Annotated in this window: 21 protein-coding genes; 18 read left to right on the top strand and 3 right to left on the bottom strand. The window is 56.1% G+C overall.

The window, feature by feature from the left end:
- Positions 1-11: 11 nt before the first annotated feature.
- From malM to ubiA, 3 genes are all read left to right on the top strand, one after another.
- Positions 12-956, top strand: coding sequence for a maltose operon protein MalM (gene malM / locus AFK67_RS18475; RefSeq protein ID WP_200863226.1), 945 nt, complete (start codon positions 12-14; stop codon positions 954-956).
- A 182-nt stretch (positions 957-1,138) separates the two neighbouring features.
- Positions 1,139-1,648: a chorismate lyase gene (gene ubiC / locus AFK67_RS18470; RefSeq protein ID WP_007725868.1), complete on the top strand. Its 510-nt coding sequence runs from the start codon at positions 1,139-1,141 to the stop codon at positions 1,646-1,648.
- Positions 1,648-2,520, top strand: a complete 873-nt coding sequence (gene ubiA / locus AFK67_RS18465; RefSeq protein ID WP_007725871.1) for a 4-hydroxybenzoate octaprenyltransferase — start codon at positions 1,648-1,650, stop codon at positions 2,518-2,520. Before ubiC ends, ubiA begins: the two co-directional genes overlap by 1 nt.
- A 242-nt stretch (positions 2,521-2,762) precedes the next feature.
- Here the strand turns inward: ubiA and plsB are convergent, their stop codons facing one another.
- On the bottom strand, positions 2,763-5,189 hold the full coding sequence (gene plsB, locus AFK67_RS18460) for a glycerol-3-phosphate 1-O-acyltransferase PlsB (protein ID WP_038884581.1): 2,427 nt from the start codon (positions 5,187-5,189) through the stop codon (positions 2,763-2,765).
- 132 nt (positions 5,190-5,321) lie between these two features.
- On the opposite strand from plsB, the gene AFK67_RS18455 reads away from it, so the two are divergent.
- The 4 genes from AFK67_RS18455 to AFK67_RS18440 all read left to right on the top strand — a co-directional run bounded on the left by AFK67_RS18455 (position 5,322) and on the right by AFK67_RS18440 (position 8,258).
- A complete protein-coding gene (locus tag AFK67_RS18455; RefSeq protein ID WP_007725875.1) occupies positions 5,322-5,690 on the top strand; it encodes a diacylglycerol kinase in 369 nt (122 codons plus the stop codon).
- Between the two features lie 108 nt (positions 5,691-5,798).
- A complete protein-coding gene (lexA, locus tag AFK67_RS18450) occupies positions 5,799-6,407 on the top strand; it encodes a transcriptional repressor LexA (RefSeq protein WP_032967395.1) in 609 nt (202 codons plus the stop codon).
- A 122-nt stretch (positions 6,408-6,529) separates the two neighbouring features.
- Positions 6,530-7,837, top strand: a complete 1,308-nt coding sequence (dinF, locus tag AFK67_RS18445) for an MATE family efflux transporter DinF (RefSeq protein ID WP_007725879.1) — start codon at positions 6,530-6,532, stop codon at positions 7,835-7,837.
- Positions 7,838-8,048: 211 nt separating this feature from the next.
- Positions 8,049-8,258, top strand: coding sequence for a CsbD family protein (locus AFK67_RS18440; protein WP_004388591.1), 210 nt, complete (start codon positions 8,049-8,051; stop codon positions 8,256-8,258).
- Between the two features lie 85 nt (positions 8,259-8,343).
- Here the strand turns inward: AFK67_RS18440 and zur are convergent, their stop codons facing one another.
- Positions 8,344-8,859 carry a zinc uptake transcriptional repressor Zur gene (zur, locus tag AFK67_RS18435; protein ID WP_007725881.1) on the bottom strand — a complete coding sequence of 172 codons (516 nt, stop codon included), beginning with the start codon at positions 8,857-8,859 and terminating at the stop codon, positions 8,344-8,346.
- Positions 8,860-8,967: 108 nt separating this feature from the next.
- On the opposite strand from zur, the gene AFK67_RS18430 reads away from it, so the two are divergent.
- The 4 genes from AFK67_RS18430 to pspG all read left to right on the top strand — a co-directional run bounded on the left by AFK67_RS18430 (position 8,968) and on the right by pspG (position 12,379).
- A complete protein-coding gene (locus tag AFK67_RS18430) occupies positions 8,968-9,474 on the top strand; it encodes a cupin domain-containing protein (RefSeq protein ID WP_007725886.1) in 507 nt (168 codons plus the stop codon).
- Positions 9,475-9,620: 146 nt separating this feature from the next.
- On the top strand, positions 9,621-10,901 hold the full coding sequence (locus AFK67_RS18425) for a conjugal transfer protein TraF (protein ID WP_007725889.1): 1,281 nt from the start codon (positions 9,621-9,623) through the stop codon (positions 10,899-10,901).
- Between the two features lie 90 nt (positions 10,902-10,991).
- Positions 10,992-11,987, top strand: a complete 996-nt coding sequence (gene dusA, locus AFK67_RS18420; RefSeq protein ID WP_007725891.1) for a tRNA dihydrouridine(20/20a) synthase DusA — start codon at positions 10,992-10,994, stop codon at positions 11,985-11,987.
- Positions 11,988-12,118: 131 nt separating this feature from the next.
- On the top strand, positions 12,119-12,379 hold the full coding sequence (pspG, locus tag AFK67_RS18415) for an envelope stress response protein PspG (protein ID WP_007725895.1): 261 nt from the start codon (positions 12,119-12,121) through the stop codon (positions 12,377-12,379).
- Positions 12,380-12,559: 180 nt separating this feature from the next.
- Here pspG and AFK67_RS18410 read toward each other — a convergent pair whose 3' ends face one another.
- Positions 12,560-13,543, bottom strand: coding sequence for a quinone oxidoreductase (locus AFK67_RS18410; RefSeq protein WP_007725897.1), 984 nt, complete (start codon positions 13,541-13,543; stop codon positions 12,560-12,562).
- A gap of 120 nt (positions 13,544-13,663) precedes the next feature.
- Between AFK67_RS18410 and dnaB the strand changes: the two genes are divergently transcribed.
- The 7 genes from dnaB to AFK67_RS18375 all read left to right on the top strand — a co-directional run bounded on the left by dnaB (position 13,664) and on the right by AFK67_RS18375 (position 23,559).
- On the top strand, positions 13,664-15,070 hold the full coding sequence (gene dnaB, locus AFK67_RS18405) for a replicative DNA helicase (protein WP_007667540.1): 1,407 nt from the start codon (positions 13,664-13,666) through the stop codon (positions 15,068-15,070).
- A 155-nt stretch (positions 15,071-15,225) separates the two neighbouring features.
- The gene (gene alr, locus AFK67_RS18400) at positions 15,226-16,305 is read left to right on the top strand and encodes an alanine racemase (protein ID WP_007725899.1); all 1,080 of its coding nucleotides are present in this window, start codon (positions 15,226-15,228) and stop codon (positions 16,303-16,305) included.
- A gap of 219 nt (positions 16,306-16,524) precedes the next feature.
- Positions 16,525-17,718, top strand: coding sequence for an aromatic amino acid transaminase (gene tyrB / locus AFK67_RS18395; RefSeq protein WP_038884577.1), 1,194 nt, complete (start codon positions 16,525-16,527; stop codon positions 17,716-17,718).
- A 416-nt stretch (positions 17,719-18,134) separates the two neighbouring features.
- Complete coding sequence (locus AFK67_RS18390) at positions 18,135-20,822, top strand: two-partner secretion domain-containing protein (RefSeq protein WP_007711999.1); 2,688 nt, start codon at positions 18,135-18,137, stop codon at positions 20,820-20,822.
- Positions 20,823-20,957: 135 nt separating this feature from the next.
- Entirely contained in the window at positions 20,958-22,658 is a 1,701-nt protein-coding gene (locus AFK67_RS18385) for a ShlB/FhaC/HecB family hemolysin secretion/activation protein (protein ID WP_235047946.1), read from the top strand.
- Between the two features lie 128 nt (positions 22,659-22,786).
- The gene (locus AFK67_RS18380; protein ID WP_007712007.1) at positions 22,787-23,209 is read left to right on the top strand and encodes a secondary thiamine-phosphate synthase enzyme YjbQ; all 423 of its coding nucleotides are present in this window, start codon (positions 22,787-22,789) and stop codon (positions 23,207-23,209) included.
- Positions 23,206-23,559: an MmcQ/YjbR family DNA-binding protein gene (locus tag AFK67_RS18375; protein WP_007712011.1), complete on the top strand. Its 354-nt coding sequence runs from the start codon at positions 23,206-23,208 to the stop codon at positions 23,557-23,559. The genes AFK67_RS18380 and AFK67_RS18375 overlap by 4 nt, the downstream gene beginning before the upstream one ends.
- Positions 23,560-23,771 lie beyond the last annotated feature (212 nt).

Below are 23,771 nucleotides of genomic sequence, written 5' to 3'. Positions count from 1 at the left end.
AGGTAATAAAAATGAAAAAACGTCTCGTCGCATTATGCTTAAGCGCAGCGCTGCTCGCGGGCGCGCCTGCCGTCAGCGTTGCTGATGTGAATATCGTACCGCAGAACACCGCTGCTGCGCCCGCTATCCCGGCCGCTGAATTACAGCGCCTGACCTGGACCCCTGTCGCGCAGTCGCAAACTCAGACGACCGATCTCGCCGCCATCGGCCAGACCCTGAACGTGCCGGGCATTACCGGTAAAGTCGCCGCGTACAGCGTACCGGCGAATATCGGCGAGCTGACTATCACGCTCACCAGTCTGGCAAACAAACAGACCGGTATTTATGCCCCGAACGTGCTGGTGCTGGATCAGAACTTAACGCCTGCCGCGTACTTCCCGAGCAGCTACTTTACCTATCAGGAACCGGGAGTGGTCTCTGAAGACCGGCTCGAGGGCGTTATCAAGCTGACGCCAGCGCTCGGGCAGCAGAAACTTTACCTGCTGGTTTTCACTACGCCGCAGGATTTGCAAAAGACCACCACCATGACCAACCCGGCGAAAGCTTACGCCAAAGGGGTGGGTAACGCCGTGCCGGATATCGCTGACCCGGTGGCCCGTCATACGCCTGACGGCAAGCTTAAACTGAAAGTAAGCACTAACTCCGCATCCAGCGTTCTGGTCGGCCCGCTGTTTGGCTCTTCCGGCCCGTCTTCTGTGACGGTTGGCAATACCGCAGCGCCTGCCACGGCCTATAGCGCACCGGCACCAACACCAGCACCGGGTGCCGCACCTGCGCCTGCCGCGAAGAGCGAACCGGTACTGAATGACACTGAGGCCTATTTTAACCGCGCCATCAAACAGGCGGTCGCCAAAGGGGATGTCGATAAGGCCCTGAAACTGCTGAATGAAGCCGAGCGTCTGGGCTCCACCACGGCTCGCCAGACTTTTATCAGCAGCGTAAAAGGCAAGGGGTGACAGTCGCCCCGCGCTGCTGATGTTTGCAACACCTGGTGCGCGTTCGCGCACCTTTTTTCCCGACGCAACATGATGTCCTGTTGCACCCATGTTGCGCTCTTGTTCTTACTCCTTGTTTCCCCGCCCCCGTTTTGCCGGTTCTGCGTTACAATACGTCCACTTTTGGCCCCGGAGAGTCACGCATGTCCCATCCCGCGCTAAGACAACTGCGCGCGTTGTCCTTTTTTGACGATACCAGCACGCTTGATAGCACATTACTGGAGTGGCTGATGCTGGAAGACTCCATGACCCGCCGCTTTGAAGGTTTTTGCGAACGCGTCACCGTGGAGATGCTGTTTGAAGGGTTTGTCGGCCCCGAGGCACTGGCTGAAGAGGGCGCGTTTTTACCCCACGAGCCGCGTTACTGGCTGCGGGAGATTCTGCTGTGCGGCGATGGCGTACCGTGGCTGGTTGGGCGCACGCTGGTACCTGAGTCTACACTGTGTGGGCCGGAACTGGCGTTGCAGCAGCTTGGCACCACGCCGCTTGGCCGTTATCTCTTCACGTCATCGACCCTGACGCGCGACTTTATCCAGCCGGGCCGCAGCGACGAACTCTGGGGACGACGCTCCCTGCTGCGGTTGTCCGGCAAGCCGCTGCTGCTGACCGAACTGTTTTTACCCGCATCACCCTTGTACGGAGAGGAAAAATAATGGAGTGGAGCCTGACGCAGGATAAGCTGCTCGCCTATCACCGCCTGATGCGCACCGATAAGCCGATCGGCGCGTTACTGCTTCTCTGGCCGACGCTGTGGGCGCTGTGGGTGGCGTCTCCTGGCGTGCCGCCGCTGTGGATCCTCGCGGTCTTTGTCGCCGGTGTCTGGCTGATGCGCGCCGCAGGCTGCGTGGTGAACGATTATGCCGACCGTAAATTTGATGGTCATGTGAAGCGCACGGCGCACCGGCCTTTGCCGAGCGGCGCAGTGACGGAGAAAGAGGCACGGAATCTGTTCGTTATTCTGGTGCTGCTGTCGTTTTTGCTGGTGCTGACGCTGAATGTGAAAACGATCCTGCTTTCGGTCGCGGCGCTGGCGCTGGCCTGGATGTATCCCTTCATGAAGCGCTACACCCATCTGCCGCAGGTGGTGCTGGGCGCGGCGTTTGGCTGGTCGATTCCGATGGCGTTTTGCGCCGTCAGCGAGTCGCTGCCGTTAAGCTGCTGGCTGATGTTTTTCGCCAATATCTGCTGGGCGGTGGCCTACGATACGGAATACGCGATGGTCGATCGCGATGATGATGTGAAAATCGGCGTGAAGTCGACGGCTATCCTGTTCGGGCGTCACGATAAGTTGATTATCGGGCTGTTGCAGATTGCCGTGCTGGCGCTGCTGGGTACCGTCGGCTGGCTGAATGGCCTGGGCGCGTTTTTCTACACCGGGCTGGCAGGCGCTGCTGCGCTGTTTATCTGGCAGCAGAAAATCATCGCCGGGCGCGATCGCGACGCCTGCTTCCGCGCATTTTTAAATAATAACTACGTGGGGCTGTTGGTGTTTATCGGGCTGGCGCTAAGTTATTTAAAATTTTAATAAAAAGGCGGGGAAACCCGCCTTTTTTAATGGCGTGAAGAGCAGATGTGCGTAACGACAGAATGGACGCCTGATGGTGGATGCGCTGCGCTTACCTATCCTGTGAAACCAGATAATGCCTGAGCGCTGTATATACGCATGGCGGGTAAGCAAAGCGTCCTCGCTGCAGAAGATTTAACGCCGCACCCGCCAATAAAAAAGGCGGGTCTCCCCGCCTTTTTGTTGTCTGTTGCCAGAACCTGTCACTCGCCCGCTTGTGCGGCCGCGCTCTCAATCGTCAACCTGACGTCAGAGGTCATCAGCTCCGCCAGCATCTGGTAAACCTTCATGGTCTCCGCGGGCTCGGCATCCCCGGTATCGCTGATATAGCCTTCATCGCGAAGCGTCAGCACCAGCGTTGAGAACACCGCTTTATCAAAGAATTCCGGCGCATTGATGCCATGCAACACGGAGAGGCGCTGCGCCACGGTTCGGCTCTCTTTTTCCAGCGTGCCGCGGTTGATGGACGGATTCGCGCTCAGCAGCCAGAAGGTGATCGCGTAGCGTTGCAGCGTTTCGCGAACGCCCGCCGCCAGCAGTTGCAACGTGCGGGAGCGCGCCGGGTTAACCTGCAACCAGACGTCATCCGCAAGGATGAGCCCCTGGCGCGCCAGTTCGTTAACCAGCGCATCGACCACGGCGGCCACTTCTTCTTTTTCCCAGCGCAGGAACAGCTCCGCCTTGAGCATCGGGAACAGCAGTTCGACCTGCTGCTGCACCGCCTCGCGGCTGATGCGGCGATGCTGCGTCACGATAGCGGCGATAAGCGAAGGCAGCACCAGCATATGCATGATGTTGTTACGGTAATAGGTCATCAGCACGGCCTGCTCGCGCGGCAGAATGATGATATCGCCGATGGTGTCCTTCTCGACCTCGAACTTGTTCATCTGCAGCGCATGCTCGATGAGCTGTGTGGCCGTCGCGTCCGGCACCGTGGCGTCCGACGCGTACGGTACGTTGCGCAGCAGGCTCACGTAGCACTCCAGCTGTTCGGTCAGCTGCTCGCGGGTTAACGAGCGCTGGCGCGACGCCAGTAGCGCGGTGCAGCAGAGGTTCATGGCGTTAGCCGCGCCCGCGTTGTTGATGCGCACCATCAGCTGTGCCGCAATCTCATTGACCGTTGGCGTCAGCCATGCCGGACGCACCGCTTCGATAGGATCGATAGCGTCGCGCCACTCCGGCACATGCTGGTTAAGGAAGGCGATAAGCGGCAGCGGCTCGCCGAAGTTCACGTAACCCTGGCCTAAGTTACGCAGCTTGCTCAGGCCGCGGAGCATTTGCAGCAGGCTCTCTTTTTCCTTGGTGGCACCGCGCAGCTCTTTAGCGTAAGTGCCCACTTCCATCACGTGTTCATAGCCGATGTAAATCGGCACCAGCGTAATCGGACGCGTGCCGCCGCGCAGCATCGCCTGGATGGTCATAGAGAGCGTGCCGGTTTTCGGGTCGAGCAGACGACCGGTGCGTGAACGCCCGCCCTCAACGAAGTACTCTACCGAATAGCCGCGGCTGAACAGTTCACCCAGGTATTCGCGAAACACCGTGGAATAAAGCTTATTACCTTTAAAGGTGCGGCGAATAAAGAACGCGCCCAGGCGACGGAAAATCGGCCCGGCAGGCCAGAAGTTCAGGTTGATACCGGCAGCGATATGCGGCGGCACTAGCCCCTGATGATAGAGCACGTAGGAGAGCAGCAGATAGTCCATGTGGCTGCGATGGCAGGGCACATACACAATCTCATGGCCGTCGTGGGCCAGCTGACGCACGCGCTCGGCGTTATGGACGTTGATGCCCTGATAGAGACGGTTCCAGGTAAAGCCCAGTACGCGGTCTGTAAGGCGAATCGCCTCATAAGAGAAATTGGCGGCGATCTCTTCCATTAACGCCACGGCGTTCTGCTGGGCTTTCTCGTGCGAGATTTTTTTGGTGCGCGCTTCGTCTTCAACGGCGCGGGCGATAGCTTTTGACGAGAGCAGCTTGTTAAAGAGATCCTGACGCGCCGGCAGACGCGGACCGACGGCGGCGAGGCGCTGGCGGGCGAAATGCATGCGCGCCACGCGGGCCAGCTTCTGGGCGATACGCTTGTCGGTGCCGTGCTCGGTCGCCATGCGGCGCAGTGACACCGGCGGCGAGAAACGGACAAAGCTGTCGCGGCCAAGCCAGGAGACCGCAAAGAATTTCTGAATGCCGTTTAACATGCGCAGCGGCGGGTTTTCTTCGCCTTTTTCGCGGCCCGGTGCGCGACCGAACATGACGGAGACGGGCACCATCTGGACGTCGAGATCCGGGTTGCTGCGGTGCAGGTCAAGATAGTTGTGGAACAGCTTGATCGACTCTTCTTTCGGCGTGTAGTACGTGAACACGCGCGGGCCGCCATGGATAAACACATGGCGCGGCAACTCGGTGCCGTCGATAACCAGCGGCTCCAGAGGGTCCGGCAGATCGTGCGCCAGGCACTGGGCCCGCAGCGTCAGGAGATCTGCCTTCGAGTTATATGGCAGCACGTACATGATGGGACGTGACGTGTCGAGCCCAAGTTCGGGGCAGGGCGCCGCCGGGATGGACTTGCTTTTTACCAGCACGCTTAATGGTAAATTAAGTAATTTGTAGTAAATTCGTGGCCAACCGGACATAAACGATGTAAAGCCTCTGGTTAATAATGCAATTGCGGCGCAAGAATATCAGAAACTCCGTAGAATTTCTGTGGTGCTTCTTTATCGAAGCGCATTAGCATTGACGCCTGAATTTAAAAAAGGTTTCTTGTCATGGCCAATAACACCAAGGGATTAACCCGAATTATTAAAGCAGCTGGCTATTCCTGGAAGGGATTGAGCGCTGCCTGGAAAAATGAAGCGGCGTTTCGCCAGGAGGCGGTCGCCGTTATTGCTGCAATTATTATCGCTTGTTGGCTGGACGTCGACCCGATGACCCGTGTCATGCTCATAAGCTCCGTGATGCTGGTGATGATCGTCGAGATCCTCAACAGCGCCATCGAAGCGGTAGTGGACCGTATCGGTCCTGAATTTCATGAGCTTTCGGGCCGCGCCAAGGACATGGGCTCCGCCGCCGTGCTGATGTCGATTATCCTTGCGCTGGTCGTGTGGGTCACGCTGCTCTGGCAGCATTTGCGATAAGTTTTCCAGAAATCGCTAAAGAAGCGCTTTTTTAACCGGTTATGGTTTTAAAATCGCCTTTAGCTGTATATACTCACAGCATCACTGTATATGCACCCAGGGGGCGGAATGAAAGCATTAACTACCAGGCAACAAGAGGTGTTTGATCTCATTCGGGATCACATCAGCCAGACCGGCATGCCGCCTACGCGCGCGGAAATTGCGCAACGTCTGGGGTTCCGTTCGCCTAACGCGGCGGAAGAGCACCTGAAAGCGCTGGCGCGCAAAGGGGTGCTGGAGATTGTTTCTGGCGCATCGCGCGGTATTCGTCTGCTGCAGGAAGAAGAAAACGGCCTGCCGCTGGTAGGGCGTGTCGCTGCGGGCGAACCGCTGCTGGCGCAGCAGCATATCGAAGGCCACTATCAGGTCGATCCGGGCCTGTTTAAGCCGAATGCCGATTTTCTGCTGCGCGTTAGCGGGATGTCGATGAAAGACATCGGGATCATGGACGGCGACCTGTTAGCCGTGCATAAAACGCAGGATGTACGCAACGGCCAGGTCGTTGTGGCGCGTATCGACGATGAAGTGACGGTAAAACGCCTGAAAAAGCAGGGGAATGTCGTTGAGCTGCTGCCGGAAAACAGCGAGTTTAAACCTATCGTTGTCGATCTGCGTGAGCACAACTTCTCTATCGAAGGCCTCGCGGTCGGCGTTATTCGCAACGGCGAATGGCTCTGACAGCGTTACCGGCCTCGTGACGCTTCATTACCGTAACTGGCCCGCCCCGGTTACGGTAATGGCTCTCCGGCTTCGCGACCTCTCTTAACGGTTTTCTTCGCGTAACGGCATCGGAACGCCATATGCCCTTTCTGACCTCTACCGACAAAGCCCTCTGGCGCCTCGCGCTGCCAATGATTTTCTCCAATATCACCGTGCCCCTGCTCGGGCTGGTCGATACCGCAGTGATAGGCCATCTCGACAGCCCGGTGTATCTGGGCGGCGTCGCAGTCGGCGCGACCGCCACCAGCTTTTTGTTTATGCTGCTCCTCTTTTTGCGTATGAGCACCACTGGCCTTACTGCTCAAGCGTTCGGCGCGCGTGATCCGGCAGCGCTGGCCCGCGCGCTGGTACAGCCGATGGCGCTGGCGTTGCTTGCTGGCGCGCTGATTATCGCGCTGCGTGAACCGCTTATTCACCTGGCGTTACATATCACCGGCGGTAGCGAGGCTGTGCTGGCGCAGGCGCGGCGGTTTCTCGAAATTCGCTGGCTGAGCGCGCCCGCGTCGCTGGCGAATCTGGTGCTGCTGGGGTGGCTGCTCGGCGTGCAATATGCGAGAGCGCCGGTCATTCTGCTGGTCGTCGGTAATCTGCTTAATATCGCGCTCGATCTCTGGTTTGTGATGGGGCTGGGCCTGAATGTACAGGGCGCGGCGCTTGCGACCGCCATCGCGGAGTACGCGACGCTTGGCATCGGGCTTATTATGGCGGCGCGCGTTCTGCGCCTGCGCGGCATTACGCGCCTGATGCTGAAAACCGCCTGGCGCGGCGGCGTCGGCAGGCTGCTGGCGCTGAACCGGGACATCATGCTGCGCTCGCTGCTGCTGCAACTCTGTTTTGGATCCATTACTGTGCTTGGCGCGCGGCTCGGCAGCGATATCGTCGCCGTTAACGCGCTGCTGATGACGCTACTCACCTTTACCGCCTATGCGCTCGACGGCTTTGCCTACGCGGTGGAAGCCCACGCCGGTCAGGCGTTCGGCGCACAGGACAAATCGCAACTGCATAGCGTCTGGCGCGCCGCGTGCCGACAGGCGGGCATGGTGGCGCTCGCGTTCACGCTGCTGTATGCCGTCGCCGGGCCGTCTATCGTGTCGCTGCTAACCTCCCTGCCATCGCTGCAGGCGCTGGCGCAGCCTTATCTCTTCTGGCAGGCGATCCTGCCTCTCGTCGGCGTCTGGTGTTATCTGCTGGACGGCATGTTTATCGGCGCGACGCGCGGGGCCGAGATGCGCAACAGCATGGCTGTCGCGGCGCTGGGGTTTGGACTGACGCTGCTAACGCTGCCGTATCTCGGCAACCACGGGCTGTGGCTGGCGCTCACCGTGTTTCTGGCGCTGCGCGGGCTGTCGCTTGGCTATTTATGGCGTCGCGGGCGCCTGCTGCACTGAACTTTTCATCACGAATAAGCGGGTGCCGTCAGGGGAGTAATTGTCGGCTCCGGCGCTTCGTTATGGTTAAAGATTCTGAATATTCCGCCACGGTTAAAATTGACGTCTAAAATGAATAGTACGTTCAGCAAATGATGAAGATAACTCTGGCTGAGCCCCCACAGGAAAACCTGTGAGACTGATTCACTACCGAATGTTAAAGGAGACGTCTATGAACAGAGATGAAGCTGGCGGTAACTGGAAACAGTTTAAAGGTAAAGTGAAAGAACAATGGGGTAAATTAACCGACGATGACATGACCATCATCGAAGGGAAACGTGACCAGCTGGTAGGTAAAATCCAGGAGCGTTACGGTTACGCGAAAGACGAAGCGGATAAGGAAGTCACTGACTGGGAATCTCGCCACGATTACCGCTGGTAATCTGCTGGCTACCACCTCAACGGTATTTTCCCCTGAGGCTGCCCTGCCCGACGGTACAAGGATGTACCACCCACACTTTCCTGTTTTAACGTCCTTTCTTTTTCACCGTAATGCTGTGGTCATGTCCGCACTGGCCCTGGTGACGACACGCTTCGACTTCCACGCAGGCCGCGCAAAGCCCGTGCGCTTCAATGACATTATGGCGCAGCGCAAAGCCCATTTTCGCCGCGAGCGCATGCATAATATCTTCCACCCCTTCCGCTGCTTCCTCTTTCACCACGCCGCAACGACCGCAGATAAACATGGCTGACGTATGCGCCGGGTTGTCGAACAGATGACACAGCACATAGCTGTTGGTGGATTCCACCTTATGGACGAATCCTTGTTCGAGCAGAAAATCGAGCGCGCGATAGACGGTTGGCGGTTTCGCCTGCGGCTCGGTTTCGCGCAGCAGATCGAGCAGATCATACGCGCTGATGGCACCCGGCTGTAGCGTCATCAGGCGCAGCACTTCGAGGCGCTGCGGAGTCAGGCGCACATTACGTTGCTGGCAGAGCTTTTCAGCCTGCGCCAGAACTTCCTGCGAAATCGTCGTATCCATCGGCATCCTCTATGAATCATGATTAAGTCATCACTTTATCATGAACCGACCAAAACACCGACATATGGGCTGTGTTATACCTTTCAGGTAACGTTTTCTGGAGGTTCTATGCAAGCACGACCTGATTGTATTTGTCACTGGCAGGACATTGAGGGCAATGATGAGGCCGCCTATCCTGACAGCAATGAACGTATGTCGATTGGCGCGCCGCTGGCGAAGCGCATGGGGCTGACACGACTTGGCATCCATCATGAACGTCTGCCGCCGGGGCGTCGCACCTCGTACCCGCATGCCGAAAGTAGCGAAGAAGAGTTTGTTTATGTGCTGGAAGGATTCCCGGAGGTCTGGCTTAACGGCGAGCTCTGGCCGCTTAAACCGGGCGACAGCGTCGGTTTCCCGGCGGGTACCGGTCTGTGCCACACCTTTATCAATAATACCGACAGCGAGGTGCGGCTGCTGGTCGTCGGCGAGGCGAATAAACCGGAGAACCGCATCTATTACCCGCTCAACGGCGCTTATGCCGCTACCCGGCCGGATCGCTGGATCGATCATCCACCACAATTTTTCGGTCCGCACGATGGCTTACCTACACGAATTAAGAAGCCTAATCTATAAATAATGAGGGCGATCACGAAACGAGCCCGGAATTGCCGTTGAGTTAATGCCTCAACCTCTGGCGTAGTGCGTTCTTCACAACAGAAATCGTCTCTGTCTTACCAGGACAGAGGATGTCCTTCATGTTGATAATAAGCGGGTAAACTGTGAAACATATAATCAAACCTTCAGTGGCAGCCGTCGCTCTTTCTCTGGTGATGGCAAATCAGGCGAGTGCGGCAAATACCTGGGCGCAGGCCCGAAACGATGCAATGGGCGGAACGGGCGTGGCGTCAGCCGATTACGGCAGCGGCGCGCTGATTAACCCGGCCTTGCTGGCGCGCTCTCAACCGGAAGATGACATTACCGTTATTCTACCGGCGTTGCAGGCGCAAATTACCGACAAAGACAATCTTGAAGATGAGATCGACCATATCAGCGATCGCGTTAAATATTATCGCGATGTGGTGAACAGCCTGACGCCTGGCGATATCGCTGCCGACCCTGTCGGTACGCTGCGTCAGTTTCAGGGCGCGGCGGGTGAGCTTGGCGATGAGCTGGAATATCTTCGCGGCAAAACGGCGAGCGCCCGTGCGGCGGGCGGCATTGCGGTGAGTATCCCGAACGATGTGCTGGCGGTAGCCTTTGTGGCGAAAGCGTACGCGCATGCCCGCATCAGTACCCGTGTGGATCAGAGCGATATCGACTATCTGCGTCGTATCCAGAATGACGACATTTACGCGGGCGGGCAGATAATCAACGCCGCCATCAACGGCTCCGATGAAATTACTGACCGTCTGACCTCCACCGCGTTTGGTCGCGCGGCGATCGTGTCCGACTACGGCGTGGCGTTTGCGCACCAGTTCCAGCTGGGCGATGTGCCGGTTTCCGTCGGCGTTACGCCGAAGCTGCAAAAAACCTGGCTCTATAACTACACCGCGTCGATTTATAACTACGACAGCGGCGACCTGAACAGCACGCGCTATCGCAACGACGACACCGGCTTTAACGTCGACGCCGGCGTGGCGGCGGATTTCGGTCCGAACTGGACCGTGGGCCTGAGCGGCCAGAACCTGGTATCGCGCGATATCGAGACCAAAGAGGTCAACGGCTATAAAGATACTTATCAGATCTCGCCGCTGGTGACCGCCGGTGTGGCCTGGCATAACGAACTGGTGACGCTGAGCGCTGATGGCGACCTGACGGAAACCAAAGGCTTTAAGAGCGAAGAGAACTCGCAGTTTGTCGGCGTCGGCGCTGAAGTGCGTCCGCTTAACTGGCTGGCGGTGCGCGCCGGTTATCGTGCCGACGTGAAGGATAACGAGAGCAATGTGTTTACCGCGGGTGTCGGTTTTGCGCCGTTTAACCGCGTACATCTCGATCTCACCGGGATCGTCGGCGAAGACGAAACCTGGGGCGCAGGCGCGCAGCTGAGCCTGACCTTCTGATCCTTTGCAGGGGCGCTTTGCGCCCCTGCCTGAAGTTTGTGCTATAGTAGCGCCCCTTTTTCAGCCCGAACTTCGACTCGCTTAGCCATTATGACGTCCACATCCCGTAACGCTTTCCCCGCCCACCGCTTTTCCATCGCGCCGATGCTCGACTGGACCGATCGCCACTGCCGTTATTTCCTGCGCCAGCTCTCGTCGCAGGTGCTGCTGTACACCGAAATGGTGACGACCGGGGCTATCATTCACGGCAAAGGCGATTACCTCGCTTACAGCGAAGAGGAACATCCGGTGGCGTTACAGCTTGGCGGAAGCGATCCGGCGGCGCTGGCGCACTGCGCGAAGCTTGCCGAGGCGCGCGGCTATGATGAAATCAACCTCAACGTCGGTTGCCCATCCGATCGCGTGCAGAATGGCCGCTTCGGCGCCTGCCTGATGGGCGAAGCGCAGCTGGTTGCCGACTGCATTAAAGCGATGCGGGATGTCGTCTCCATTCCTGTCACCGTAAAAACCCGCATCGGCATTGACGAGCAGGACAGCTACGAATTTCTCTGCGATTTTGTCGGCACCGCGGCGGAGCAGGGCGGCTGCGACACCTTTATTATTCACGCGCGCAAAGCGTGGCTGTCTGGCCTGAGCCCGAAAGAAAACCGCGAAATCCCGCCGCTTGATTACCCGCGCGTTTATCAGCTCAGGCGCGATTTCCCGCAGCTTACAATGTCCATTAACGGCGGCATCAAGACGCTGGAAGAAGCCAAAGCGCATCTGGAACATATGGATGGCGTGATGGTGGGCCGTGAGGCGTACCAGAATCCGGGCCTGCTGGCGTCTGTTGACCGCGACATCTTCGGGCTCAATACGCCGGACGCCGACCCGGTGGCAGTAGTGCGCGCGATGTATCCATACATAGAGCGCGAGCTTTCGGATGGCGCTTATTTGGGCCATATCACCCGCCATATGCTCGGCCTTTTTCAGGGGATCCCGGGTGCGCGCCAGTGGCGGCGTTATCTGAGCGAAAACGCCCACAAGCCCGGCGCGGATGTCAGCGTGCTGGAGCAGGCGCTGAAGCTGGTGGCAGATAAACGTTAATCTTCGCCACAATATGGTTAATTTCACTAACGCCTCCGTCGGTTACCGGGGGCGTTTCTTTTTAATTCAACAGGTTAATTCTGGCACGAAACTTGTAATAGCAGGGCATAACGTTTTAAAGGAGAACGACAATGTTTGAACTGCTGTTTGTGGTGGCTTTCTTCCTGATGCTGCTTGCGACCGGCGTGTCGCTGCTGGGCATTATCGCTGCCTTGATGGTAGCGACGCTGGTGATGTTTTTCGGCGGCGTGTTCGCGTTGATGATTAAGGTGCTGCCGTGGCTGTTGCTGGCGGTCGCGGTCGTCTGGGTTATCCGCAGCGTGAAGGCCCCGAAAGTGCCTGCTTATCGCCGTACTTCACGCTATAGCCGCGCGAACCGCTGGCGTTACTGATAAGTTGCGGGGTTGATCACAACCTTGCAACTTTCCGGCGAGGTTTCAGTCGAAAGCCATATTATTTGCTTATTCAATCTGTCACTATGTCCGCCGTATTACAGAATTCATCAGCGCTGTACCCTACAACCAGCGCGAACAATAAAAAGAAAGGGCTTCCTGCGGGAAGCCCTAATTCTTTCAGGGAATCAACAAGCTGGAGCCCTGCGTACTGCGGCTCTCCAGCGTCTGATGCGCGCGCGCGGCGTCCTGTAGCGCGAATGTCTGGCTGTCAGTCACATCCACTTTAATCACGCCGCTGGCGATGAGCGAAAAGAGCTCGTTGCTCGCTTCTTCCAGCTCGGCGCGATTTGTTAAGTAGCCATTGAGCGACGGACGCGTGACGTAGAGTGAGCCTTTCTGGTTCAGGATCCCCAAATTGACGCCCGTCACCGGGCCGGAGGAATTGCCAAAGCTCACCATCAGGCCGCGGCGTTGCAAACAGTCGAGCGACGATTCCCACGTCTCTTTGCCGACCGAGTCATACACCACGCGCACCTTTTTGCCGCCGGTCAGCTCACGCACCCGCTCGGGCACACTCTCTTCGCGATAGTTAATGAGCTCCCACGCCCCCGCCTGCTTCGCGCGCTGGGCTTTCTCCGCCGAACCTACGGTGCCGATAAGGCGCGCGCCAAGCGCTTTCGCCCACTGACAGGCGATAAGCCCGACGCCGCCTGCGGCCGCGTGAAACAAAAACATCTCGTCGGGTTTGATTTCATAGGTTTTGCGCAGCAGATAAAAGACGGTCAGCCCTTTTAAAAAGCAGGCCGCCGCCTGTTCAAAAGAGATAACGTCCGGAAGCACGACGGCTTTGTCCGCTGGGACGTTATGCACAGAACTGTAAGCGCCAAGCGCCGACTGCGCATAGACCACGCGATCGCCGGGTTTAAGATGCGTCACGCCACTGCCGACTTTGGTGACAACGCCTGCGGCCTCAGTACCAAGCCCCGCCGGGAGCGCGGGCGGTGGATAGAGCCCGCTGCGAATATAGGTGTCGATATAGTTGATGCCGATGGCTTTGTTTTCCACCTGCACTTCAAGCTCGTCCGGGTCGGCCGGGGTGAACGTCACCGCTTTTAACACTTCTGGTCCGCCATGCTGGCTGAACTCAATACGCGTCGCCATAGGAACTCCTTGTTAAGTGTCGGGCATGAACGCGGGAGCGTGCAAACTGAGTACAAAACGACTCAGATCAGATACACTCCTCATTCTCTCTGATGATGATTTTTGGTAACTCCATTCACTATGGCAGGAAATAAACCCTTCAACAAACCCACTGAACCTCGTGACCCGCAGGTCGCCGGGCTGAAAATGCCGCCGCATTCCATGGAGGCGGAACAGTCGGTGTTGGGCGGTTTAATGCTGGATAACGAGCGCTGGGACGATGTGGCCGAGCGCGTCGTGGCTGAGGATTTCTATACCCGCCAGCACCGCATGATCTTCACCGAAATGCATCGCCTGCAGGAGATGGGTAAACCCATCGATCTGATTACGCTTTCTGAATCGCTGGAGCTGCAAGGGCAGCTGGAAAGCGTAGGCGGCTTTGCGTATCTCGCGGAGCTTTCCAAGAACACGCCAAGTGCCGCGAACATTAGCGCCTATGCCGATATCGTGCGCGAGCGCGCGGTGGTGCGCGACATGATTTCGGTCGCCAATGAAATCGCCGACGCCGGTTACGATCCGCAGGGCCGCACCAGCGAAGATCTGCTCGATCTCGCTGAATCGCGCGTGTTCCAGATAGCCGAAAACCGCGCCAATAAAGACGAAGGGCCCAAGAGTATCGATCAGATCCTCGAAGCCACCGTCGCGCGTATCGAAACGCTTTACCAGCAGCCGCACGACGGCGTGACGGGCGTCGATACCGGCTATCAGGATCTCAATAAAAAGACCGCGGGCTTACAGCGCTCGGATCTGATCATCGTCGCGGCGCGTCCGTCGATGGGTAAAACCACCTTCGCCATGAACCTGTGCGAAAACGCCGCGATGCTTCAGGATAAACCGGTGCTGATCTTCTCACTGGAGATGCCCGGCGAGCAGATCATGATGCGTATGCTGGCGTCGCTCTCGCGCGTGGATCAGACGCGTATTCGTACCGGCCAGCTGGACGACGAAGACTGGGCGCGTATTTCCGGCACCATGGGCATTCTGCTTGAGAAGCGCAATATGTATATTGATGACTCCTCCGGCCTGACCCCGACTGAAGTTCGCTCCCGCGCGCGCCGTATCTTTCGCGAGCACGGCGGCTTAAGCCTTATCATGATCGACTACCTGCAACTGATGCGCGTGCCGTCGCTCTCCGATAACCGCACCCTGGAAATTGCCGAAATTTCGCGCTCGCTGAAAGCCCTGGCGAAAGAGTTGCAGGTGCCGGTCGTGGCGCTTTCGCAGCTTAACCGCTCGCTGGAACAGCGCGCCGACAAACGCCCGGTGAACTCGGATCTGCGTGAATCTGGCTCTATCGAGCAGGACGCCGACCTTATCATGTTCATCTATCGTGACGAGGTGTATCACGAGAACAGCGACTTAAAAGGCATCGCGGAGATTATCATCGGTAAGCAGCGTAACGGCCCGATAGGCACGGTGCGCCTGACGTTTAATGGGCAGTGGTCGCGGTTTGATAACTACGCCGGCCCTCAGTACGACGACGAATAAAATCCCCGTCATCCTTCACGCCGCAGGTGCGTTGACCGCGCTCGCTCACCCACTTAGTTCACTAAGCGCCCGGGGATTCACGAGCTTGTCGCCTTCCTGCAACGCGAACGATTTAGGGGATTTACAGTAACCCTTTAAATAAGCAAGGAAAGTCAATGCAAGCGGCAACTGTGGTAGTAAACCGCCGCGCTCTGCGTCACAACCTGCAACGCCTGCGTGAACTGGCGCCCGCCAGCAAACTGGTTGCGGTGGTGAAGGCAAACGCCTATGGACACGGTCTTCTGGAGACCGCCCGCACTCTCCCCGATGCCGACGCGTTCGGCGTAGCCCGCCTTGAAGAGGCGCTGCGCCTGCGCGAAGGCGGTATCACCCAACCCATTCTGCTGCTGGAAGGCTTTTTTAGCGCAAGCGACCTGCCGGTTATCGCGGCGCAGCATCTGCACACCGCCGTGCATAGCGAAGAGCAACTGGCGGCGCTGGAGCAGGCGACGCTGCCGGAGTCGGTGGAGGTCTGGATGAAGCTTGATACCGGCATGCACCGCTTAGGCGTGCGTCCGGAGGCGGCGCAGGCCTTTTACGACCGGCTCGCGGCCTGTAAAAACGTGCGCCAGCCGGTGAATGTGGTAAGCCACTTCGCTCGTGCAGACGAACCGGACTGCGGTGCCACCGAGCGCCAGCTGGATATTTTCAACAGCTTTACGCACGACAAACCCGGCAAGCGCTCCATTGCGGCCTCCGGCGGTATTCTCTTCTGGCCGCAGTCGCATTTCGACTGGGTGCGTCCTGGCATTATTCTCTACGGCGTCTCGCCGCTCGATACGCACCCGTGGGGCGCGGAGCTTGGCTTTCAGCCTGCGATGTCGCTGACGTCCAGCCTGATTGCGGTGCGCGACCACAAAGCGGGCGAACCGGTCGGCTATGGCGGCACCTGGGTGAGCGAGCGTGACACGCGGCTTGGCGTGGTGGCGATGGGGTATGGCGACGGCTATCCGCGCTGCGCGCCCACGGGCACGCCAGTGTTGGTCAATGGTCGCGAAGTGCCCATCATCGGGCGCGTGGCGATGGACATGATTTGCGTCGATTTAGGCCCTGACGCGCAGGAGCGCGCGGGTGACGCCGTTATCCTGTGGGGCGACGGCTTGCCGGTCGAGCGTATCGCCGAAGCGACAAAAGTGAGCGCTTACGAGCTTGTCACGCGTTTAACCTCGCGGGTGGCGATGCGCTACGTGGATTAAGAGCAACGCAGGCGCGTCAAGGCATGGCGGTGGGTGCGCTTTGCTTATCCACCCTTCAACGCCCTTTTAATATGTAGGGCGGGTAAGCGCAGCGCACCCGCCATCTTCACGACCACCCGTTATCTTCATCACCCGCCATTGGTCCACATCCCGCTCGATCTGCTGCGCTATCCGGTTTATTGTGGAGAAACATCACACCGTAAATCTGGAGAACCAAGCGTGTTTCAGAATGTTGACGCCTACGCCGGCGACCCCATCCTTTCTCTCATGGAACGTTTTAAAGAAGACGCGCGCAGCGACAAAGTAAACCTGAGTATCGGCCTCTATTACAATGAGCAGGGCATCATCCCGCAGTTACAGGCCGTGGCTCAGGCAGAAGCGCGCCTCAATGCGCAGCCGCATGGCGCATCGCTTTATCTCCCGATGGAAGGGCTCAATCCTTACCGCAGTGCGATTGCACCGCTGCTGTTTGGTGCCGATCATCCGGCACTGACCGCGGGCCGTATCGCCAGTATCCAGACTGTGGGGGGATCGGGCGCGCTGAAAATCGGTGCGGATTTCCTTAAACGCTATTTTCCGCAGTCTCGTGTCTGGGTCAGCGACCCGACCTGGGAAAACCACGTGGCGATTTTCAGCGGCGCCGGGTTTGAAGTAAGCACTTACCCCTGGTTTGATAATGAAACCAACGGGGTACGTTTCGATGCGCTGTTGGCAACGCTTAACACGCTGCCCGCGCGCGACATCGTGCTGCTGCATCCGTGCTGTCATAACCCGACCGGCGCCGACCTCACTAACACCCAGTGGGACGCGGTGGTCGAGGTGCTGAAAGCGCGTGAGCTGATCCCGTTTCTGGATATTGCTTACCAGGGCTTTGGTGCCGGAATGGACGAAGACGCTTATGCTATCCGCGCCATTGCCAGCGCGGGCCTGCCGGCACTGGTCAGCAACTCTTTTTCGAAAATCTTCTCGCTGTATGGCGAGCGCGTGGGCGGGCTGTCGGTGGTCTGTGACGACGCGCAAACCGCCGCGCGCGTGCTTGGGCAGCTGAAAGCGACCGTGCGCCGCAACTACTCCAGCCCGCCGAATTTCGGCGCGCAGGTGGTGGCGATGGTTCTCAACGACGCCTCGCTGAAAGCGCAGTGGCTCGCGGAAGTCGAGGCGATGCGCCGCCGCATTCTGGAGATGCGTCAGGCGCTGGTGGACGTGCTGAAAACCGAGGTGCCGGGGCGGAATTTCGATTACCTGCTTAAGCAGCGTGGTATGTTCAGCTACACCGGCCTCAGCGCTGCGCAGGTTGATCGCCTGCGTGACGAATTTGGCGTTTATCTGATTAGCAGCGGCCGCATGTGCGTGGCTGGCCTTAACAGCCGCAACGTGCAACAGGTTGCAAAAGCGTTTGCTGCGGTCATGTAATGCTGATTACCAGGCGCTGCCCCGCAGCGCTTTTTTACTTTGACCGTTGCGTCCATTCCTATTCTCTCATCACTAAATTGTAACAGCGCAAAAATACATTCGTTCTGCTAATGATATTGGCGTTATTAATATTCTTGTCAGCAATATTTAGATTGTTAAATAAAAAACATTTTTATGGACACTGTTTTTAATTCTGGTTTACTTCTGGAAGAATTTAACCGTGTTGCTTTCCTGATAATTATTCACGCAAGAGTAATTTATTTTTATTTTGGAATAAGTCTTTTGCAATTATTTACACGTTTTTTTTGCGGGTGGTAACACGCCGTAATATATCTGTTCGCCATTTTTCCATCGCACTCTCGCGTTGGAAAAGGTTTTTTCAATCAAGGCGTGTTTAGGATATTAAGGATATTTAGATGAAACAACGGAATAAAGCAAAAGCACTGCGTAATAGCGTGAAATTACAAGCGAAACTGGCGCCGGCCTGTTTCGCGACTATGCTGGCGCTCGGCATGATCATGCCGGTCGACGCGGCGGTTATCGCCGACAAAGGTGCTGCAAATCAGCCAGCGGTACACACGGGTGCGAATGGCGCCACCATTGTGGACATTAATAAAGCCAGTGCTGAAGGCGTTTCGCATAACATTTATTCGTCATTCGACGTAGATAAGTCCGGCGTTATTCTCAATAACAGTGGTTCTGCTACCAATACGCAGCTTTCCGGCCAGATTGCCGGTAATGCCAATATGGCTGGCGGCAGTGCAAAAGTGATTTTGAATGAAGTGCGCTCAGCGGATCCAAGTCAGCTAAATGGGATAGTAGAAGTCGCCGGGCAGTCTGCACAGGTGATTATCGCGAACCCATCAGGCATTACCTGCGACGGCTGCGGGTTTATTAATACTAACCGCGCTACGCTCACGACAGGCAGCGCGACCTTCGACGGCCAGGGAAACCTTTCTGGCCTCGATGTTAAAAAAGGTCAGGTGATCATCACCGGTAAAGGAATGGATGCCGCTTCGGCGCAATACGCAGATATTATCGCCCGTTCCGTTAAGGTTAATGCGCAATTAAAAGCTAATGACCTGAATATCACCACCGGTGCTAATCACATCGCGAAAAATGGCCGTGTGACAGCAATTACCGGCGAAGGCGAAAAACCGGCGCTGGCATTGGATGTGTCATCACTGGGGTCAATGTATGCCAATAAGATCTACATGAAAGGCACCGAGGCGGGCGTTGGCGTGCGCATCGATCATGCTGACTTGACCGCAAACGACATGCTTTCTCTTGATGTTAACGGCAAAGTAGAAAACAACGGCGGCACGCTGAGCGGTAACAATGGCGCGGTGGTTATTGGCACAAGCGTTGCGAATAACAACGGCCATATCTCGGCGGTCAATGGACAGGCGGATGTCACCGCACGGAACGGCGCTGTGGATAATAGTGGCATCATTGATGGTTTGTACGCCAATGCGGACGGCAGCACGGTGAATAACCGCAACGGTGTCATTCACGGTAAAAACTCGACCGGCGTTACGGCAGATATCCTGGACAATACTCACGGTACTCTCCTGAGCGACGGTACGTTGAGTATTAGCCGCAGAACGCAGACCTCTTCTTACACATCAACGGCGCCAGGCCTCATCAATACGCAGGGCACCATCTCTGCGAAAGGCAATACTAATATTGATGCCGCGAATGTGGATAACCGCAACGGCAACATCACGACCGAAGCCAGCCTGAATATTAAAACCAATACGCTGAATAACGCGCAGGGCCATATTGCTGCGGGTAAAGCTGGTGTGGCGAGCTGGAATACGTTCCAGACCAATACGCTGAATAATAACGACGGCGATATCACAGTAAGTGGTGAGGGAAGCGAGTTGCAGTTCAGCACGCTGAAAGGGGACGGAACCGTTAGTAATGCAAACGGGGTCATCCGCAGCGCGGGAGACATCTCTTTCACTCAGCATCTTAATAACGCCTCCGGTACGGTCGAAGGCAAAAGCATTAGCCTTTATAACAGCGACTATCGCTCCGATGCCCATAGCCAGCTGAACGCGCAGCAAGATATCACTATCACTGGCGGGGAGTTCCGTAATGCCGGTCATATCCATGCAGGCAATAACATGACGCTGGATCTGAATGCAACGGGTCGCAACGCGCGTGCGCAGAACGCCGCTAACACGGGCGATATTCAGGTGACAGGCGATCTCGATGTGATGATGAGCAACGGCATTTTCACGAATACCGGTGCAATTCACGCTAATAGTATGAAATGGCAACTCAACGATCTTGAAAATAGCGGGATCATCAATGCCGCACGGACGCTTGATTTAAGCACCTCTTATCTTGAAAACCATGCGGGTAGTCGTATCGATGCTGTGGATAGTGCGTCGCTGTATGTAACGACGTTGACTAACGACGCCGGTGCAGTGATCCACGCGGGCCGGAATCTGTCTCTGGACGTGAAAAACTTGAGTAACAGTGGCGATCTCGCGGCGAGGGGCGATCTTAATCTGCGACTGAGCAGCAGCTCTTCTCGCTCCACGTCATCCGCGTATAACGACGGCAACATCACCGCCGGTGGTGCGCTAAATGCACAAATGAACCGCGTGAATTTCACTAACTACGGCACGATGAAAGGCGATGACAGTGTCTATGTTAACGCCAGCAGCCTGACGAACCGCGGGCTTATCCAGAGCGCAGGCAACGTTTATCTGAGTGGCTCGAACGGTGTCACAAACTACGAAACGGTTGTCGGTGACACTATCTCTACGTCCGGCAAGCTCAAAAACTACGGCACGATGACCGAAACCCACGGCCAGAGTGCAGATACAGGTTCATCAGATAACACACCAGCACCCGCTGATGACACGAATAACGCGCCTGCGCCTGATAACAACGGTAATGCCGATAGCGGCAGTTCCACCAATAATGGCGGCTCTACTGCGAATAACGGCGGCTATCCCGATGGTGTCGACAGTGACGGTCAGGGTGCCTGGATGAACGGCGTGCACTATCGCGTTGGGGATAAAATTAAAGGCAAAACTATTGTCTCAATTGACGTTACCCCTTACGGCTATGGTTTTGTTACCGCCTGACAGACGTTATTTATCTAAAAGCCAGGTCAGTATCTCTGCCCCGATTTATTCGGGGCATTTTATCGTGTTCACGCTTTTTATAAATGGCAATAGCGTTGTCGTGAATAAGCCTCAACGGGATGCCCGGTAACAGGGATGGTTAAGGAATTTATTGTGATTACTCGTCACTCTGGCATATACATTGCGATCCTGTCAGTTCTGAGCGGAGTTCATTCTCCGGCTTATGCTGAAGTGATGGCGAATCAGCAGGCATTAAACCAACAACAACAGAATGAAGCTCGGCACGACACGCTCGCTACAGAAAGTAAATCCTTACTTTCTTCAACGAAGCCAGAGGTCAAAGAGGGGCTTAATCTGCCGCAGGAGCAGCCCTGTTATCCTGTAAGCACGGTTTTATTTGAGAATAAAAATGCGGTAGCGCATTGGCTGAGTTTTCGTGATATTGAAAAAAGCGTAAAAGGAAAGTGCGTTGGTATTAATGGTATCCGAATGATTCATAAAGTGGCACAAAACCGCTTATTAGAACACGGCTATATTACGACCCGTATTCTGGTGCCCGCGCAGGATCTCAAAAGCGGCACGCTGAAATTTCAAATTCTGCCAGGTACCATCAGTGATATCGTTTTTAAAGACAATAGTGGAAAATATATTCACGCCATAAATAACTTTCCGCAGACAAAGGGCGATGTCCTGGATTTACGCGGCCTCGAACAGGGACTGGAAAACCTTCAGCGCGTGCCGGGCTCAAACGCCAGTATCAACCTGCTGCCAGGGACGAAGCCGGGTGAAACGCAAATTGAAGTCACGCGTACGCAGCCTAAACACTGGCGTCTTGGTGCCTGGGCGGATGATTCAGGCAGTAAGTATACCGGGCGCTATCAAAGCGGGTTGGCATTTTATCTTGATAATCTGACCTCACTTAACGATATGTTTTATGCCGCATATGGGGGAGGCCTAAAAAACGAAGATGGCCGGCGCAGCGATAACGTCTCGGCGTTTTATTCTGTTCCCTGGGGTAACTGGCTGCTTGAACTTTACGGCAGCAAATACCGTTATACCCAGACAATCCATGACGGGCCCTTTAGCTATCTCTACAGCGGTATAGAAAAATACCGCAGCGCGCAAATCAGCCGTGTGATTTACCGCAGCGCCAGCCAGAAAACGACGCTGGCATTAAAAGCGTTTCGTCGTGATTCCACCTACCTGCTTAACGACGTGGAAATCGACGTTCAGCGCCGTAAAACCAGCACCTGGAAATTGTCGCTGGAACATCTGGCATACCTGCCGTTCGGTCAGCTAAAAGCGAGCCTCGGTTACCAGAAAGCGGCGCACTGGTTTCATGAACAGGCGGACGCAGAAGAGGTCGTTGGCAATGCTGATCCGCAGGCGCGCATTATTACGCTTGGCGTTGACGGCACTCTGCCCTTTAACGTGGGCAAGTTGTCGATGAGCTATGAGCCGCATTTTATGTCGCAAACTTCCCCGGATCGCCTGACGCAGCCCGATAAGTTCACTATCGGTAACCGCTGGACCGTTCGCGGCTTTGATGGCGAAACGACAATCTATGCTGATAAAGGCTGGTATCTGCGTAACGATATCAACCTCAACCTGCCGCAGTGGGGTATGCAGCCGTATGTGGGCGTGGACTATGGTCAGGTGAAAGGCTCTAAAAATGACTACTGGAGCGGAAAACACATCGCAGGTGCCGCTATCGGCGTTCGTGGGGTGAAAGGCAAATTCGGTTACGATCTCTTCGCCGGTGCGCCTTTGTTAAAACCTGAAGAGATGCATACCAGCCCATTTACGCTGGGCTTTGCAATGCAGTGGCAATACTGATCCTCGCATGCCGGATTGCTTTTTTTGCTGGTGCGCTGTGTAAAATTCGTACAGAACGCCAGCGGAATTTTGCGTTTTGCCGCTCAGTCTGCACACTTAGAGAATCACGTTTTTTATGGGAGCCGACTATGTGGTTTCAACAAACCCTGACATTAAAGGCCAGGCCTCGGGGTTTTCACCTTATTACCGATGACATTGTCAGCCAGCTTCCGGCGCTTTCGCAGGTGCAGACGGGGTTATTGCATCTGCTGCTTGAACATACCTCTGCATCCCTCACGCTGAACGAAAATTGCTCTCCCGCCGTGCGCCACGATATGGAGCGCCATTTTCTTCAGGCTGTGCCTGAAAGTGTGACGTACGAACATGACGACGAAGGGCCGGACGATATGCCCGCGCACATTAAGTCTTCTACGCTGGGTGTTTCTTTAATGCTGCCGGTCAGGCAAGGGCGTCTGCAGCTCGGTACCTGGCAGGGCATCTGGCTCGGAGAACATCGCAATCATGGCGGCGCGCGCAGGATAGTCGCGACGCTTCAAGGAGATTCTTTATGAAAAACGCTGACTTGCTTGATTACTGTATGAAAAAACCGGGTGCTGAACAAAGCGAGCATCGCGACTGGAAAGCGGCGCAAATCAAAGTGGGCGACGTGCTGTTTGCCATGGTGCATGACGTTAACGCGCGTCCCGCTGTTTCGTTGAAAACGAGCCCGGAGCTGGCCGAGCTGCTGCGCCAGGAGCACAAAGACGTGTTCCCCAGCGCGCAACTGAATAAAGCGCACTGGAGCACCGTGTATCTGGATGGAGAATTACCGGATTCGCAAATTTACTATCTGGTCGATGCGTCGTATCAACAGGCTGTCGGTTTACTACCGGAACAAAGGCGGCAACAGTTGTCGGTTTAAACCTTTAGTCAGGTGCCAGGAGTTCGGCGACAGTCGCTGCACTTCTGGACTATTTCCCTCCTTTTCTTATTTATTCGATTCATTCCAGCGCCTTCCTCTCTTTATTAAATCCCTAATAAGAGTGAACTGTCTATTTTTATTGATATATTCACGATACGGTTGTTTATCGATATCTGCTTTTTGCAAACGAATAAGTTTAAGAATGGCTTCTT

The organism is Cronobacter dublinensis subsp. dublinensis LMG 23823 (assembly GCF_001277235.1).
Lineage (GTDB): Bacteria > Pseudomonadota > Gammaproteobacteria > Enterobacterales > Enterobacteriaceae > Cronobacter > Cronobacter dublinensis.
The sequence above is the reverse complement of the archived record's forward strand: the minus strand, read 5'-3'. Positions and strand labels throughout refer to the sequence as shown.